Origin of the sequence: Pseudoalteromonas sp. SG45-1 (assembly GCF_014164135.1) — a bacterium.
Taxonomy (GTDB): domain Bacteria; phylum Pseudomonadota; class Gammaproteobacteria; order Enterobacterales; family Alteromonadaceae; genus Pseudoalteromonas; species Pseudoalteromonas distincta.
Genome location: NZ_JACJEP010000003.1, coordinates 135,472 through 151,255 on the forward strand (window position 1 = coordinate 135,472; position 15,784 = coordinate 151,255).

Here is a 15,784-nt window from a genome sequence, read left to right on the forward strand (position 1 = left end):
CACTATGCAATCACGTTTAAAGCACAAGCTAGAGCAAGAAGCGGGGCAACATATCGATATGTCGCCGCTACTTGATGTGGTATTTATATTGCTAATATTTTTTATTGTTACAACCGTATTTGTACGCGAAAGCGGCGTTGAGGTTGATAAACCACAAGCCGTATCGGCTAGTCGTCTTGAGCAGCAAGTTATATTTTTAGCAATAACCGACAACCAACAAGTATTTTTTGATGGCAGCCAAATTGGTGTTGCTGGTGTGCGTAGTAGTGTCGAGCAAATGTTAAAACAGCAACAACGTCCTGTGGTTATTCAAGCTGATAAAACAGTACCTACTGAGTTACTTGTTCAAGTAATTGACGAAGCAAAGCTGGCAGGCGCGGCGCAAGTTAACTTAGCGACCAAGCAATAGTATGCACACGATTAACTCGCTTCAAAAAACAAAAAACAATCGCCATCCGCTGTTTGCATTTGGCCTTAGCCTCATTGTGCTTAGTGCTGCATTACTGCTTTTATGGCTTGGGCAACTTGCTGAACAGCATATACAAGACAAAGTGGTTGTACGTGAGATTGCCATGGTGGCACTGCCACCTCCGCCACCTCCATCAATATCACAACAGCAAACAAGTGAGCCAATGCAAAGCTTAGCGGTAGAAGGTGCAGGCGCGTCAATTCAAGCCGTAAAAATTAAGATAAAGAGTGATTTAAGTATTGTAAAACCCGATACACCCAACGTAAAAGTAAGCGCGCCACAATGGCAATCAATGAGTGTAAATTGGGATGCATTTAGCTTAAATCAACTCGATGGTCTCCCCACTTTACTTACTCCCGTCAAGGCCGTTTTACCAAAAAGCTTAACCCGCCGAGGTGTTGATGTATTTACTGTAAAACTCGATGTATTTATTGATGAAAGTGGCAAGTTAAGTTTAATTGAGGTAGTACAAAACCCATACCCTGAACTTAAACCAGCTATCGACAAAATTATTAAACAAAGCCGCTTTAGTGCACCTAAAAAAGAAGGTGAAACCGTACGCGCTCGCTTTATTTGGCCAATCGAATTTAAACCTTAAGCCTATTAAAATGAAAAATATGAATATATTTAAAACGCTAAAACCATTAACTCGCGCAGTTATCACTACTTTAATGTGCTCACTCCCTTTATTAGGTGTAAGTAGCGTGCATGCAAGCGCTGCTAGTACGCCATTAAAAAGTGCGCCACTAAAAGTAACGTTATCGCCTAGCGATCCAACATGGCAGTTGGCTATAAATAATAAATTACTAGGCCCTACAGAGGTCCTTATTGAACCGACCGAGCGCGGTTTTGCTCGCCAAGTGCAACCACTTTTACAAGCAGGTAATTACAGTGAAGTTGCGGCGCTATTTAAAGGCCGTGATATAAGCGAAGATAGCACTGCTTTAAACTTATTACGTGCACAAGTACTGCTTTCAACAAAAGACTTTAATAACGCTGAACTAGCTTACTTAGCGTGTTTAAAAGCCTCACCTGATTTAGTAAAAGCACACCAAGGTTTGAGCCTTTTATACATGCAACAAGCAAAGTATGACAAAGCACAAACACACCTAGTTCACAGTATTGAACTTGGCCAAGCTGACGCACAAAGTTATGCGCAACTTGCTTATATACACGTGCAGCACAGCCAACCTTGGAGCGCAGTAGCGGCCTACCGCCAAGCGCTAATGCTAGCGCCAGAAACAAGCCAATATCAACAAGGTCTATTGTTTGCGTTAATTGAATCGGGTGATTTAAGTCAGGCAAGTGCATTACTAAAAGAATTACTTAATAAAAGCCCTGATAAAGCTGAACTTTGGCTGCAACGTGCACAAATAGCATTACAGCTTGATCAAAAAAAGCAAGCGCTTGCTGCTATTGAAGTGGCCTTAAAACTCAACCCTAAAGATACCAGCAACCAGCTTTTAGCAGCCCAGCTGCATTTAAGTGAAGGCAGCACTGAACGCGCTGTGAGTTTATTAAAGCAAGGTTTAAAACACGCCACTAAACAGCAGCAAGTTGAGGTTATTAATACCACGATGCAAACTTTAGGCTGGCTTGTATCTCAACAAAAATGGGATTTAGCTAAAGAGCTAATAGGCAGCGCAAAAAGATTAACTAAGCAGCTACCCCGTGATGAACAAGCGCAGTTTTCTGTATACAGCGCACAAATTGCTATGCAACAGGGTAATACTAAACGTGCTCTTAAAAGCTTAAATAACGCACTTAAAATAAACCCGAATTTAGGTGATGCCCTACTTAGTTTAGCAAGTATATATCGTAGTAAAGGCCAACTCACCCAAGCTAAACTTATGTATGTTCGTGCACAAGCTCTGCCTGATTACCAACTATCGGCGTGGCTTGGATTATCGCAAATAGCGATCGATTCTAAAGACTACCCGAGTGCGCTAAAGCATCTTAGAAAAGCATTACAAGCCAACCCACAACGCCAGGACTTAATTACTAATATTCGCGCCCTTGAGAATATAGTGCGCCAAGAAGGGTAAGTTTAACACCGTGGTTAAATTTACTTGTATAAGCACAGCTTGCTGGCTGTGACGAGCAAAGCTCGTAATTTCTATGCTTTGATGTTTTCTCATTTACCCCTCTTTGTGCAATAAGGTTTTAAGTAATTTATTCACAAAGAGGTTTAGAGGGCGCTGCGCTTTAGAGAAGTAAAAATACATAATTACTATTGTTTTATGTCTTCTCATTTACTCCTCTTTTACTTCTCTTTGTGCAATAAGGTTTTAAGTGATTTATTCACAAAGAGGCTAAGAGGGCGCTGCGCTTTAGAGAAGTAAAAATACATAATTACTATTGTTTTATGTCTTCTCATTTACTTCTCTTTGTGCAATAAGATCTTAAGTGATTTATTCACAAAGAGGTTGAGAAGGCGCTGCGCTTTAGAGAAGTAAAAATACATAATTACTATTGTTTTATGTCTTCTCATTTACTCCTCTTTTGCTTCTCTTTGTGCAATAAGATCTTAAGTGATTTATTCACAAAGAGGTTGAGAAGGCGCTGCGCTTTAGAGAAGTAAAAATACATAATTACTATTGTTTTATGTTTTCTCATTTACTCCTCTTTTACTTCTCTTTGTGCAATAAGATCTTAAGTAATTTATTCACAAAGAGGTTTAGAGGGCGCTGCGCTTTAGAGAAGTAAAAATACATAATTACTATTGTTTTATGTTTTCTCATTTACTCCTCTTTTACTTCTCTTTGTGCAATAAGATCTTAAGTGATTTATTCACAAAGAGGTTTAGAGGGCGCTGCGCTTTAGAGAAGTAAAAATACATAATTACTATGTTTTGATGTCTTCTCATTTACTCCTCTTTTACTTCTCTTTGTGCAATAAGATCTTAAGTAATTTATTCACAAAGAGGTTGAGAAGGCGCTGCGCTTTTCGCGTGAGCAAGCTCGTTTACAATATATATTAAAGCGTTACCAATTTTGCATTTCGACTATGCGTGATTGCGTGCGTGCATATTCAAAGCTCAACTTTTTACCTTTGTACAAATGTTCAATGTCGGTTTGCGCATTTATTACCAGCAATTTATGGCAATCGTAAAATTCATCTACTAAGGCAATAAACCGCCGTGCTTCGTCGTCAAATGTGTGCTCATCAAGTGTTTGTTTTTCGCGTTGGTAACTATCTTCTATACCGTGAACAATAACTTTACCCGTTGCTTTAGCACCCATTTGCGGCACGTTCGATACATATAACACATCAAATTTGGTTGCTAAAAACATATAATCGTTAGCACTACGCGGGCCTGAGCATAACGCCATAAAATCAATCATCAAGGCATTATCTGCTTTTAATAAATAGGGTAAATCGCGGCCATGCACAGTAATTGTATTGCTACATGTTACTACTGGATACGAAGCTAAAAACTCATTTTTAAAATCGTGTTTAGGTAAATTAATAAAATAGTGACGGCTGTTTTTACCATATCTAAAGCGGTGATCGTCCTCCCCTGCCACGTTAATTATATGACAATGACTATTAATTAAATCAATCGTAGGTAAAAATCGCACTCGTTGCAGGCCGTTGTAATAAAGCTGCTCTGGCTTTGCGTTCGATGTGGCCACCAGCACAACACCTTGTTCAAACAACGCATTGAACAATCTGGACATAATCATGGCATCGCCAATGTCGCTCACAAAAAACTCGTCAAAACACAGTGCTCGAATATTTTTAGCCCACTGTTTTGCAATTAGAATAAGTGGATTTTTTTGACCTTGTAGCTGCGAAAGTTGGGTATGCACTTGTGCTATAAAATGATGAAAATGCAGCCGCTGCTTTTGCTCAATAGGTAGGTTTTTATAAAATAAATCCATTAACATGGATTTACCACGCCCTACGGGTCCGTATAAATAAATGCCTTTTATTAAGGGCGCTTTTTGCCACCATGATGTGTGAGCTTGAAGTTGCTCGCTTAGCGTATTTAAAGCTTCCACCGCATTTTGCTGCGCAGCATCAAAACACAGTTCACCTGTGTCTATTTTTGCTTGGTAAAGGCTTAAAATTTGTGTGCTGTGCACTGTCATGGTATTTCACTATCGGCTATAATCGCGCCCATTGTAGCCGACTAAAAATGTGAACCAAAATGAAATTCCCTTGCCGCTTAGATAAATTTATTAGCCACTTAGCTGAAATACCGCGCACCCAAGCTCGTGCTAGTATTAAGCGAAAAGAAGTAAGCGTGAATGGCGAAATAATCACATCACATAATTTTCAGCTAGCCCAACAAGATGAAGTACTGCACCAAGGTACGCCTTTGATATTTTTAGGTAAGCGCTATTACATGCTAAATAAACCTGTTGGCTATGTATGCGCTAACAGCGATGAGCTACATAAAACCGTTTTTGACTTACTTGATGAGCCAAATATGAGCGACTTTCACGTGGCAGGTCGTCTTGATATAGATACTACAGGGTTAGTTATTATTACTAATGATGGCGATTGGTCACATAAAATTACGTCGCCTAAAAGCAATAAATTTAAAACCTACCTAGTAGAAACTCAAGAGCCGATTACCGATGAAGCACTTGAGCAATTACGTACAGGTGTCATGCTGCATAACGAAAAAGATTTAACCCGCCCAGCAATTGCCGAACGACTTGCTAATTACGGACTGCGTTTATCAATAAGTGAAGGAAAGTATCATCAAGTTAAGCGTATGCTTTACGCGGTAGATAACAAAGTAGTTGAGCTACATCGCGAGCAGATTGCGGGGATTACCCTAGATGAAAACTTGGCCAGTGGTGAATATCGATTATTAACACCCGAAGAAATTAAGTTATAAAAGCGCTTCAAAGGAGCCTAAGTTTGGATATACTAGGGCGTGTTGAACTTTGTGGATTGAAATTTGTTCAATCTAGGGGCGATTTAATCGCGGCGCGAGGTTTGTAACCTAGTGGGCTAAGTAAAAATCGAGCAACAAAGAGTTAATCGCCCCTAGAAAGAACCCAAAGGGCAGAGCATGTTTGGCATTTATGCTGCGTTATCGCCTAATGATGGGGAATAACCACACTACATAGGCTCTGTCTTGCCTAAAAACCAAACATACTACTGCAAATTCAACCACCAACGTTCAACACGCCCTAACTAAAACAATATAGCCAAACTTTTACTTGAGCCTGTTGGCTTGCTCTACTAAAATAGCGCCCTTCAAAATTACTAAGGTCGGCCGTGTTAGTTAACTACAATCCCCCTATGAGTCCGTATTTAACAATACTTTTTCAGGATGACGACTTACTGATAGTTAATAAACCAAGTGAGTTATTAACTGTCCCAGGTAAAGATCCTAAACATGCCGACAGCTTAATTAATCGTGTTAATCGTGTTTTTCCAACAGCGAGAATAGTGCACCGCTTAGATATGGCGACTTCTGGCATACTGTGCCTTGCCATGAATAAAGCCGCGCACAGACATTTAAGTATGCAGTTTCAAGAGCGCGAAACAGCTAAACGTTACATAGCACGTATATACGGACACCTTGAAGCTGAAACAGGGTCAGTAGATTTACCCCTTATTTGTGATTGGCCTAATCGCCCTAAACAAATGGTTGATCACGACAGAGGTAAACCTTCACTTACGCATTTTAAAATACTTGAGCGTGAAGAAGATGCAACCCGTGTAGAACTAACCCCCATCACTGGTCGCTCGCATCAACTACGTGTGCATATGTCAAGCCTTGGTCATCCTATTTTAGGTGATAGACTTTACGCCCATAAAGAGGCACTTGCTGCGGCTCCTCGCTTACAGTTACATGCACAAATACTGCAATTAAAGCACCCCGTAACTGAGCAAGTACTTACTTTTGAAGCTGAGCCAGAATTTTAACCGGCGCAAATACTTCGTAAATTATTAAACTTTTAGATAACCTTGCCGATACCTAACTAATTGTCATTAGTTAGGTGCGTTATGCTATTTTCACGGTTTTTAAAGGCAGCTTTTTATATACAGCTCAGCTGTGCGCTACTTTTAGCTAACCCCATCAGCGCGGCTGAACATATTGCCCCACCTAGTTTATCAAGTATTGAAAATAGCGATATTGAGCGACTACTTCCAAGTGATGAAATAAAGCCAATATTAGCGGGTGAAACGGAATTTTTAAGCCTTTACAGCGAATATATGAGTAGTAATTTTAGAGGTATCGTAATACTTATACCCGACTGGCATTCTTCACCTACCAATAACTCAGGTATGGACTACTTGCGCAAAGAGCTTAATAATTTAGGTTACAGCACCTACGCAATGACAGTGCCCGACATTGATTGGCAAGCAAGTAAAATGGCCAAAGCTACGCCTAATGAAGCAGAAACAGCGCCTAGTAAAGCCGATGAGCCTGCATCACCCGACACAGCAACAAACGCACAATCACAGCCTGCAAAAATCAAAGATGAGCCTCATTACGTTAATGCAATTGAAAAAGTAACTGACGACATACTTGATGACTATAAAATAAATCTCATTTCTCGGTTTAATGCGCTGTATCAAACCGCTATGGAAGATTCGAGTAATATAGTGGTTATTGCACAAGGCACAAGTGCGGGTGTGTTGTTGGAGTACTATGCAGATTTTCCAGATGAGAGACTAGATGCGTTTATAAGTTTAAGCAGTTATCTACCTAATACTAAACGTAACGAAAATTTGAGCCAAACAGCGTCACTTGTTACACCCGCCTTGCTTGATATTTACTACGCAAATGACAGCACAGACATTTTAATGAGCCTTAAAAATCGTCAGCGCTGGGTTAACCGAAATGCAAAATTTGATTACCGCCAACGCCAATTGTTTGGCCTGCGCGATCAACCCGATCAACACGCACGCCTGACAAAAGAAATAGACGGGTTTTTACGCCGACTTTTTTAAATACTCATAAGCGGCTTGAATATCTTGGCTCTTTTTAACTGCCAATTCCATCATATGCTTTGGTAAGCCTTGCGATACTAATTTATCTGGATGATGTTGCGACATAAGTTTGCGGTACGCTACTTTTATATCACGCTGCGTTGCATCGCTATTTAAGCCTAATAACGCCAATGCTTGCGCACGATTCATATTATTATTTGGCGGTACATGATGGCCAGAACCCTCACGGTAGCTACTACTTTGACCTTGGCTTTGTTGCTGCTGATTAAAGCGCTGTTGTTGCTTTCTAAAGTTAAACTCAGCTTGATAACGTTTTAATACAAATGCAAAGTGTGTTTTAGAAATGCCTAGCTGTTTACTTACTTCTGCTAATAATTGCTTTTCTTGTTCGGCTAATACCCCGTCAGAAAACGCCATTTGAATTTGTATTTCTAAAAACAACTGTATTAGATCGTTTCGTTTAGCGAAGCGTTCTTTAAAATCATGTACTGTTTCTTTAAGTGAAAAGTCGCTCTCTTTACCTGACTGAAATGCATGTTGTGCTTCGCGGCGCTCTTCCCCCTTTAAGCCCATTTCATCCATGAACAAGTTAGCCGCTTTTATGTGTATTTCGCTCACTCGGCCATTCGACTTGGCAATGTGCCCCATTACAGCAAAGCAGCTTGAAAAGAATAAAGCTTGGCGCTCGTTAACATCGTCACCACTAAATAAGCTAGAAAAGCCGCCTGCTTTATCAAAGTTATTTTTTAAGCTTTTATCAAATAAATGTCCTAGGTATAAACCTAAAATAGCACCAAATATTTTGCCAAACATAAAGCCAAAACAAAAACCGAGAATTTTTCCCCACATCTATAATACTGCCTTCTTAAAAATTGAGTTATTACGCCTCAAGGCGCGTGTTTAATTGGTTTAAACGCTCTGGTGTACCAATGTCATCCCACTGCCCTATATAGAGCTCAGTAGAGACTAAATGTTCATTTAGCTTTTCACGTAAAATAGGCCCTAAAGGGCGAATACCTTGCGTTAATCCTTTAAAAAAATCAGCCTGATACCGGCCAATCCCCGAAAAGGTATATTTTTGACTCTCGCCCGGCAAATGGCTCAATGCAAAGTCGCCATCTGGGTTGTGTGGCGGGTTTTCTATAAGCACTATGTGCGCCTCACCGGGTTGTAAATGAAGTTGCATTAGCGCACTTACATCATAGTCGGTGTATACATCGCCATTTATTACAATGAACGAGTCGCCCAACAGCGGTAACGCTTCAATAATACCGCCGGCCGTTTCAAGGCCACCTTCAACTTCTTGGCTATAAAGTATATTTACGCCAAATTGACTGCCATCTTTAAAGTAGTCTTTTATTTTATCACCCTGCCACGCAAGGTTTATTACAATATCGGTGATGCCGGCTGCTTTAAGGTTATTTATATGATGCTCAATAAGTGGTTTTTCTGCCACTTTTAACATTGGCTTTGGCATATTTTGCGTAAGCGGCATCATTCTTTGCCCGCGCCCTGCAGCTAAAATCATCGCTTTCATGAGCGCTCCTTTGCTAACTTTTCAGTCACTTTTGGCACTATGGTATTTTTTGTCCACTCACTCAATGCTTTAAGCTCTGGGTAATTTGCTGCTACTTCAATAATGTAATCAAGCGTCGGTAAAATATTATCTAAATAACCTGTTTTACCATCGCGTAAATACAATCGACAAAATATACCCGCAGCTTTTAAGTGGCGCTGTAATCCGGTTAAATCAAACCAATATTTAAACTCATCGAATGAAGTGTTAGTCAGTAAATTTTGAACTGTAAATTCTTGATAAGCAAAATCAAGTAAACTTGTTAATTCTTGCTCTGGCAATTTAAAGTAGCAATCGCGCAGTAGCGATACTAAATCGTAGCAAAGCGGCCCGCGTACAGCATCTTGATAATCTATAATGGCCCACTGGTCGTTACTGTTCATAATGTTACGGCTATGGTAATCACGATGAACGGTAACCGTAGGTTGCTCAAGCATCGCCTTTATTAATAGCTCTGAACTTGTTTGCCACATTATTTTTTGTTCTGCACTGAGTGGCTCATTAATAAAGTCGCTTACTAACCACTGGCTAAATATATCAAGCTCTAGCTTTATAAAATCTTCGTTATACGCTTGCATAGCAGAAGCTGTGGGCGTTTTTGCCCACTGAGCACTTAAACTAATTAATGCTTGATAATGCTCGGTGCGATTTGCATCATCAAGCATGTCAGCTAGGTGCGTACTGCCTAAATCACTGAGAATAAAAAAGCCCTGTTTCTCATCGCTTGCAATAATAGTGGGAAGTAAAAAACCTTGCTCAACAAACACCTGGTTTAGCGAAATGTAAGGTTCGTTATTCACTTTTTTTGGATCTGAGTCCATCACTATTAAATGTTTATTATCGTGATTTAAACGATAATAACGGCGAAAGCTAGCATCCCCCGTGATCGCGTTTAAAGTATGCGACTTGGCATTAAGGTGTGTGTTTATAAATTGTTGTAAATTCTCAAAGCGTGTCATTTTATTAGATATCTATTTTTATAGGTCAATTACTGTAATTGCCATTATTTTCCTTTATTATGTGTATATTATATTAAACACAAAGTATTAAGGTCGATAAATGAGCAAAACCTGGGGCATATTGATGCTAAGCGTAGTTAGCGCACCATCGCTTGCCGAAACTGAACTGGCACACAACCTTTGTGGCATTTCAATGCAAACCAGAGCTTGGCAACCACTTGAAGGCCTTAACCTTGGTGAAGTTGATATCCAAGCTGATGATGTTGAGCTACTTGGCACTCAAAGCGCTGAATTTACCGGCAATGTTGATATTAACACCCTTAAGATGAGTTTGTCCGCACAAACTGCGTTGATAGACAAACAGCGTGGTTTATTAAATGCAACGGGGCCAATTACTTATCAAGACTACGTAAGTAAAGTAAACAGCACCGGATTAAATGCCGATTTAAATAATTCAGAAGTCAGTTTGTTAGGCGCCGACTACAGCCTAACCGAACAACAAGGTAAAGGCGGCGCTGAAAAGCTCACTGTTAATCAGTCTGGCCTATTACTCATGAATGCAAGCTTTACTACTTGCCCAAGTGACACTCCAGTGTGGGAAATTGAAGCTGACGAAATAAACCTTTCACGCGAAGAAGGCTGGGGCGAAACATATAACGCCGTATTACGCATTCTCGATACACCGGTTTTGTATTTACCTTATTTTACATTTCCGCTGGATGAACGCCGTAAATCAGGTTTACTTACCCCGACTATTTCAAGCTCTGACAAATACGGTCTTGAAACAATTACGCCGTACTATTTAAATATTGCACCTAATTTTGATGCCACTATTACGCCTCGTTATATGTCTAACAAAGGGCTGCAATTACAAACCGAATTTAGATACCTAACAGAGCAACACGAAGGCTTAATAGGGATTGAATACTTAGATAGTGATGATTCTGAGCCAGATTTGAATGAACGCTACATGTTTCATTGGCAACAACAAAGCTACCTAGGTGAAAACTGGCGCGCAAACGTTGATGTAACCAATGTAAGCGATGATAACTACATCACCGATTTAAGCTCAAATTACGCAAGTAAAACCGATACTCAGTTGTATCGTACCGGTTCACTTACTCATTTGGGTGAAACATGGCGCACCGATATTAAAGTACAAAACTTTGAAGTACTGGGCGATCACTTAGAGTCTTACACTGCTATACCGCAAGTTAATTTTACGCAAACAGCGCCTTGGCGTTTTGATAATTTTGACTTTAGTGTGTCGGGCGAGATTAGTCATTTTACTAATGATTCATCAGAAGTGGCCATAGACAGCGCAACTCGTGTACACGTAGAGCCAAAAGCACGCTACAACTACGCTACGCATGCGTGGTCATTTTTGTCTGAAGTAAGCTTATTACAAACTAATTATAAGCAAAGCGGAAACTTAACCGGCACGCAATACAGCGATACTGTATCGCGTACTATCCCAAAAGTACGTTTGTACTCTCAGCTTAATTTTGAGCGTGACGCATCTTACTTTTTTGAAGATGGTATACAAACACTAGAACCGCAAATTCAGTATTTATATACACCTAATAAAGATCAGTCAGATATTGGCTTGTTTGATACAACCAAACTGCAAGATGATTATTATGGTTTATTTAGAGACGTGCGCTTTTCGGGTGTTGACCGTATAGCAGCTGCTAATCAGTTTACTTTAGGTGCTACAACGCGCTTATTTGATAAAAAACAAGAAGAAGTGTTTAACTTTAGTGCGGGCCAAATATTTTATTTAAGTGACGATGCCAAGCCAACAGAGCAAGGCTTAAACTCAGACACTAATTATAATGCACTATTTGCAGCTCAAACCATGTTACATTGGCACCGCCGTTGGTACCTCGCTGGAGGTATTCAATATGATACAGATGGCAAGCAAATGGTACAGTCAAATGTAACGCTTGATTATAAAGGTGATAATAATCAGCTAGTACAATTGAACCATCGCTATGCAAATGATGTCTCAGGAAATACAATCGAGCAAGCAGGTGTATTTACAAGTATTCCTATTAGCGACGAATGGCAATTTATTGCGAGCTATCATCGAGATCTTGAAAACAACAGAAGTATCGAAGTATTGAGCGGATTACAGTATGAATCATGCTGTTGGGCTATCCAAATTACTGGCCATCGCCAAATTGAAACTGATTTAAATCAGTCAATAGGACAAGAACAAGCAACTTTTGATTCAGGTATTAGTTTGAATTTTGTATTAAAAGGACTTGGCAGTAAAAGCCGTTATGATGCACAAAAATTATTACAACAAGGTATTTTTGGCTATCGTAGACCGTATTTTCTTAGTAACTAGAGTACTATCAGCAAGAGTAGTAAAAAGAATATGAATTTAAAAAAATTATTAACATCAGCAGTTTTAAGTGCCAGCCTTTGTCAAAGTGTAATGGCTGCACCAGTAGAAATAGATAAAGTTATTGGCGTTGTAAACCAAGGCGTAATTTTAAAAAGCGAAGTAGACACCATAATTGATCGTGTTAAAAAGCAAGCACAAGAACAAGGCCAGCAATTACCAAAAGATGAAACACTTCGTGTACAAGCTGTAGAGCGTTTAGTTAATCAAGCGCTTATGATGCAAATGGCTGATCGTATGGGGTTACAAATCTCAGACAGCCAACTCGATCAAACTCTCGCTAACATGGCAAAAGAGCAAGGCGGAACAATCGCCGACTTACGCCGCACTATTGAAGGTTCGGGCGAAAGCTTTCAAGCTTACCGTGAAGAAATTCGTAAAGAAATCACAACGCAGCAAGTAACACGTGCAAGTGTTGATCGTCGTATTTATATTAGCGAACAAGAAGTTGATAACCTTTTAAAAATTATGGAAACCCAAGGTCAAAGTGCTGAAGAGTACGACATTGGTCATATTTTAATAGATATCCCTAACGATGCGACAGCTGACGAAATTGCTGATGCAAAAACACGTGCAGATAAAGTTATTGAGCTATTAAACGATGGCCAAGAGTTTAAGCGTATTGCTATTTCATCATCAAGCGGCTCTAAAGCACTTGAAGGTGGGCAACTTGGTTACATGGGCATTAACGAAATGCCATCGCTTTTTGCTGAAGCAGTAAAAGGCCAAAAGAAAGGCGCTATTGTTGGCCCACTTCGCTCTGGTGCTGGTTTTCATATCATTAAAGTACAAGACGTTCGTGGTCTACAAGTTGTAGAAACAACTGAAGTACGTTCACGCCATATACTTATTAAACCTTCAATTATTTTAAGTGAAGAAAAAGCACGCTCAATGCTTGCAGGCTTTGCGAAAGACTTACGTGCAGGAACAGCCGACTTTGGTGAACTTGCTAAAGAGTACTCAGAAGATCCTGGCTCTGCACTTAAAGGTGGCGAGTACGATTGGACAGATCCAACTACCTACGTACCTGCGTTTAAAGATACATTACTTTCTCTTAAAGAAAATGAAATAAGCGAACCGTTTAGAACACAGTTTGGTTGGCATATTGTGCAGTTACTTGGCAAACGTGTAGCTGATAAAACTGAACTAGCTAAACGTAACCGTGCTCATGGCATGTTGTTTAACCGTAAATTTAAGGAAGAAAGTTTTAACTGGCAGCAAGAAATGCGCGAGCAAGCTCACGTTGAAATTTTCCCTATAGACCAATAAATATGACTCTAAGAATTGCTATTACACCGGGTGAACCAGCCGGTATTGGCCCAGATTTGCTACTCACGCTTGCTCAGCAAGCGTGGGACGCTCAACTTATAGCGATTGCTGATGGCAAACTATTAAAAGAGCGTGCAAAGCATTTAGGCTTAACAATAAATTTAATTGAATTTGATGATAATGCCCCCGCCATAGCAGCACCTGCGGGCAGTTTGTATATTCATCAGGTTGATTTAGGTGCGGATGTAGAGCTTGGCGTACTAAACGACGGTAACGGCCAATACGTGTTAGATACCTTGCGTATAGCAAGCGAAAAAAACATGGATGGCACGTTCGATGCGGTTGTTACGGGCCCTGTTCACAAAGGCATTATTAACAAAGCGGGCATTTCATTTAGCGGACACACTGAGTATTTTGCGCAGCAATCAAATACTGCAGATGTGGTTATGATGCTTGCAACTGAAGGTTTACGCGTTGCACTTGTAACCACGCATATTCCACTTGCGTATGTGTCGCGTGCCATTACTCCTGAGCGCTTAACTAAAGTAGCGGGTATTTTAAATCACGACTTACAAACTAAGTTTGGGATAGAAAAACCACGTATTTTAGTGTGTGGCTTAAACCCACATGCAGGTGAAGATGGCCATTTAGGCCGTGAAGAAATAGAAACAATCACCCCAACGCTTGAAATACTTAGAAGCGAAGGGATGAATTTAATTGGCCCACTACCGGCCGATACCTTATTTCAACATAAATACCTATCTGAAGCAGATGCAGTACTTGCTATGTATCACGATCAGGGATTACCTGTGCTAAAATACAAAGGATTTGGTAAATCGGTAAATATTACCCTTGGCTTACCATTTATCCGCACCTCAGTTGACCACGGTACTGCTCTCGATTTAGCAGGGACTGGTACAGCTGACGTTGGCAGTTTTGAATTAGCGATCCGCGAAGCAATTAAGCTCGCCCAAGAAAAAGCACAAAATCAATGACCGATAAAGTACATTTAGGACACCGCGCTCGTAAGCGTTTTGGGCAAAACTTTTTATTTGATGAATCTATCATCGATAAAATAGTCTCTGCGATTGATCCTAAACCAGAAGACAACTTAGTAGAAATTGGCCCCGGCCTTGGCGCAATTACTGAGCCAGTAGCCGACTTAAGCGGCCATTTAACGGTTGTTGAATTAGATAAAGACTTAGCACAACGATTAATTGAACACCCATTTTTGGGTCCTAAATTAACCGTTAACCAAGGCGATGCAATGACGTTTGACTTTGCAAGCTTGGTTCGCGATGACAAAAAATTAAAAGTGTTTGGTAACTTACCTTACAATATTTCGACACCGTTATTGTTTCACCTTTTTGAATTTTCAGATCATATTGAGCACATGCACTTTATGCTTCAAAAAGAAGTAGTAAAACGCATGGTAGCAGGCCCAGGTAGTAAAACATTTGGCCGCTTAAGCGTAATGACTCAATACTACTGTAATGCAATGCCGGTTGTTGAAGTACCACCTGAGTGCTTTAAACCAGCGCCAAAAGTTGACTCTGCTGTTATTCGTTTAATACCTAAAAAGCCAGAGCAACGTACAGCAAAAAGCGTTAAAATTTTAAACACCGTGTGTTTAGAAGCATTTAACCAGCGCCGCAAAACGCTACGTAATAGTTTAGGTAATTTACTTACCGCAGAAGAACTAACTAGCATTGGCATTGATATAACGCTGCGTGCTGAGCGCTTATCTTTACAACAATTTATTGATATAGCTAACTGGATTTATGACAACAAGCAGTAACATTGGATCGCCTGTAAAGGTATCTGTAGAAACATTTTACGTAGAAGGCCAATCTCAACCTGAGCTTGAAAAATACGTATTTGCTTACTCGGTAACAATTAAAAACCATAGTTTATGCAGTGCAAAATTACTGAGCCGCTATTGGTTAATTACCGATGCAAATGGCAAACAAGTAGAAGTTGAAGGCGAAGGCGTTGTTGGCGAAATGCCAGATATTGGCCCAGGCGAAAGCTATAAATACACCAGCGGTGCAATTTTAGATACACCTGTAGGCACTATGCAAGGCCATTACACGTTACGCAACGAGTTTGGCTCTGAGTTTCAGGCGCCTATTAATGTGTTTCGTTTGGCTTGCCCTAACATTTTGCATTAAGCACTT

General features: G+C 40.2%; 15 protein-coding genes. 11 read left to right on the plus strand and 4 right to left on the minus strand.

Annotated features, from left to right (window positions below; genetic code table 11):
* Window positions 1-4: 4 nt before the first annotated feature.
* The 3 genes from H5117_RS04395 to H5117_RS04405 are packed head-to-tail and all read left to right on the plus strand — an operon-like array spanning window position 5 to window position 2,514.
* Complete coding sequence (locus tag H5117_RS04395) at window positions 5-409, plus strand: biopolymer transporter ExbD (RefSeq protein WP_036981164.1); 405 nt, start codon at window positions 5-7, stop codon at window positions 407-409.
* A gap of 1 nt (window position 410) precedes the next feature.
* Window positions 411-1,067 carry an energy transducer TonB gene (locus H5117_RS04400; RefSeq protein WP_182736255.1) on the plus strand — a complete coding sequence of 219 codons (657 nt, stop codon included), beginning with the start codon at window positions 411-413 and terminating at the stop codon, window positions 1,065-1,067.
* A gap of 19 nt (window positions 1,068-1,086) precedes the next feature.
* A complete protein-coding gene (locus H5117_RS04405; protein ID WP_182736256.1) occupies window positions 1,087-2,514 on the plus strand; it encodes a lipopolysaccharide assembly protein LapB in 1,428 nt (475 codons plus the stop codon).
* Window positions 2,515-3,453: 939 nt separating this feature from the next.
* Here the strand turns inward: H5117_RS04405 and zapE are convergent.
* Complete coding sequence (gene zapE, locus H5117_RS04410; RefSeq protein ID WP_182736257.1) at window positions 3,454-4,563, minus strand: cell division protein ZapE; 1,110 nt, start codon at window positions 4,561-4,563, stop codon at window positions 3,454-3,456.
* A 59-nt stretch (window positions 4,564-4,622) separates the two neighbouring features.
* Here zapE and rsuA point away from each other — a divergent pair, with 59 nt between their 5' ends.
* The 3 genes from rsuA (at window position 4,623) to H5117_RS04425 (ending at window position 7,393) form a co-directional block, all read left to right on the plus strand.
* A complete protein-coding gene (gene rsuA, locus H5117_RS04415; protein ID WP_182736258.1) occupies window positions 4,623-5,321 on the plus strand; it encodes a 16S rRNA pseudouridine(516) synthase RsuA in 699 nt (232 codons plus the stop codon).
* Window positions 5,322-5,707: 386 nt separating this feature from the next.
* The gene (gene rluA, locus H5117_RS04420; protein ID WP_182736259.1) at window positions 5,708-6,361 is read left to right on the plus strand and encodes a bifunctional tRNA pseudouridine(32) synthase/23S rRNA pseudouridine(746) synthase RluA; all 654 of its coding nucleotides are present in this window, start codon (window positions 5,708-5,710) and stop codon (window positions 6,359-6,361) included.
* Between the two features lie 81 nt (window positions 6,362-6,442).
* The gene (locus tag H5117_RS04425) at window positions 6,443-7,393 is read left to right on the plus strand and encodes a DUF3530 family protein (protein WP_182736260.1); all 951 of its coding nucleotides are present in this window, start codon (window positions 6,443-6,445) and stop codon (window positions 7,391-7,393) included.
* Here the strand turns inward: H5117_RS04425 and djlA are convergent.
* From djlA to H5117_RS04440, 3 genes are read right to left on the minus strand one after another with little or no spacing between them, the layout of a single operon-like run.
* Window positions 7,376-8,242 (minus strand): co-chaperone DjlA, encoded by an 867-nt coding sequence (gene djlA / locus H5117_RS04430; RefSeq protein ID WP_182736261.1) that lies wholly within the window; start codon window positions 8,240-8,242, stop codon window positions 7,376-7,378. The two genes, H5117_RS04425 and djlA, sit on opposite strands and share 18 nt — an antisense overlap.
* A gap of 31 nt (window positions 8,243-8,273) precedes the next feature.
* Entirely contained in the window at window positions 8,274-8,930 is a 657-nt protein-coding gene (gene murU / locus H5117_RS04435) for an N-acetylmuramate alpha-1-phosphate uridylyltransferase MurU (protein WP_182736262.1), read from the minus strand.
* Window positions 8,927-9,928, minus strand: a complete 1,002-nt coding sequence (locus tag H5117_RS04440; protein ID WP_182736263.1) for an aminoglycoside phosphotransferase family protein — start codon at window positions 9,926-9,928, stop codon at window positions 8,927-8,929. Before H5117_RS04440 ends, murU begins: the two co-directional genes overlap by 4 nt.
* A gap of 100 nt (window positions 9,929-10,028) precedes the next feature.
* Here H5117_RS04440 and lptD point away from each other — a divergent pair, with 100 nt between their 5' ends.
* The 5 genes from lptD to apaG are packed head-to-tail and all read left to right on the plus strand — an operon-like array spanning window position 10,029 to window position 15,778.
* Window positions 10,029-12,281 carry an LPS assembly protein LptD gene (lptD, locus tag H5117_RS04445; RefSeq protein WP_182736264.1) on the plus strand — a complete coding sequence of 751 codons (2,253 nt, stop codon included), beginning with the start codon at window positions 10,029-10,031 and terminating at the stop codon, window positions 12,279-12,281.
* A gap of 30 nt (window positions 12,282-12,311) precedes the next feature.
* A complete protein-coding gene (gene surA, locus H5117_RS04450) occupies window positions 12,312-13,607 on the plus strand; it encodes a peptidylprolyl isomerase SurA (protein ID WP_149602106.1) in 1,296 nt (431 codons plus the stop codon).
* Window positions 13,608-13,609: 2 nt separating this feature from the next.
* Window positions 13,610-14,602, plus strand: coding sequence for a 4-hydroxythreonine-4-phosphate dehydrogenase PdxA (gene pdxA, locus H5117_RS04455; protein ID WP_024589800.1), 993 nt, complete (start codon window positions 13,610-13,612; stop codon window positions 14,600-14,602).
* On the plus strand, window positions 14,599-15,405 hold the full coding sequence (gene rsmA, locus H5117_RS04460) for a 16S rRNA (adenine(1518)-N(6)/adenine(1519)-N(6))-dimethyltransferase RsmA (RefSeq protein ID WP_002960838.1): 807 nt from the start codon (window positions 14,599-14,601) through the stop codon (window positions 15,403-15,405). The genes pdxA and rsmA overlap by 4 nt, the downstream gene beginning before the upstream one ends.
* Window positions 15,389-15,778, plus strand: coding sequence for a Co2+/Mg2+ efflux protein ApaG (apaG, locus tag H5117_RS04465; RefSeq protein WP_002960839.1), 390 nt, complete (start codon window positions 15,389-15,391; stop codon window positions 15,776-15,778). The genes rsmA and apaG overlap by 17 nt, the downstream gene beginning before the upstream one ends.
* Window positions 15,779-15,784: the final 6 nt, after the last annotated feature.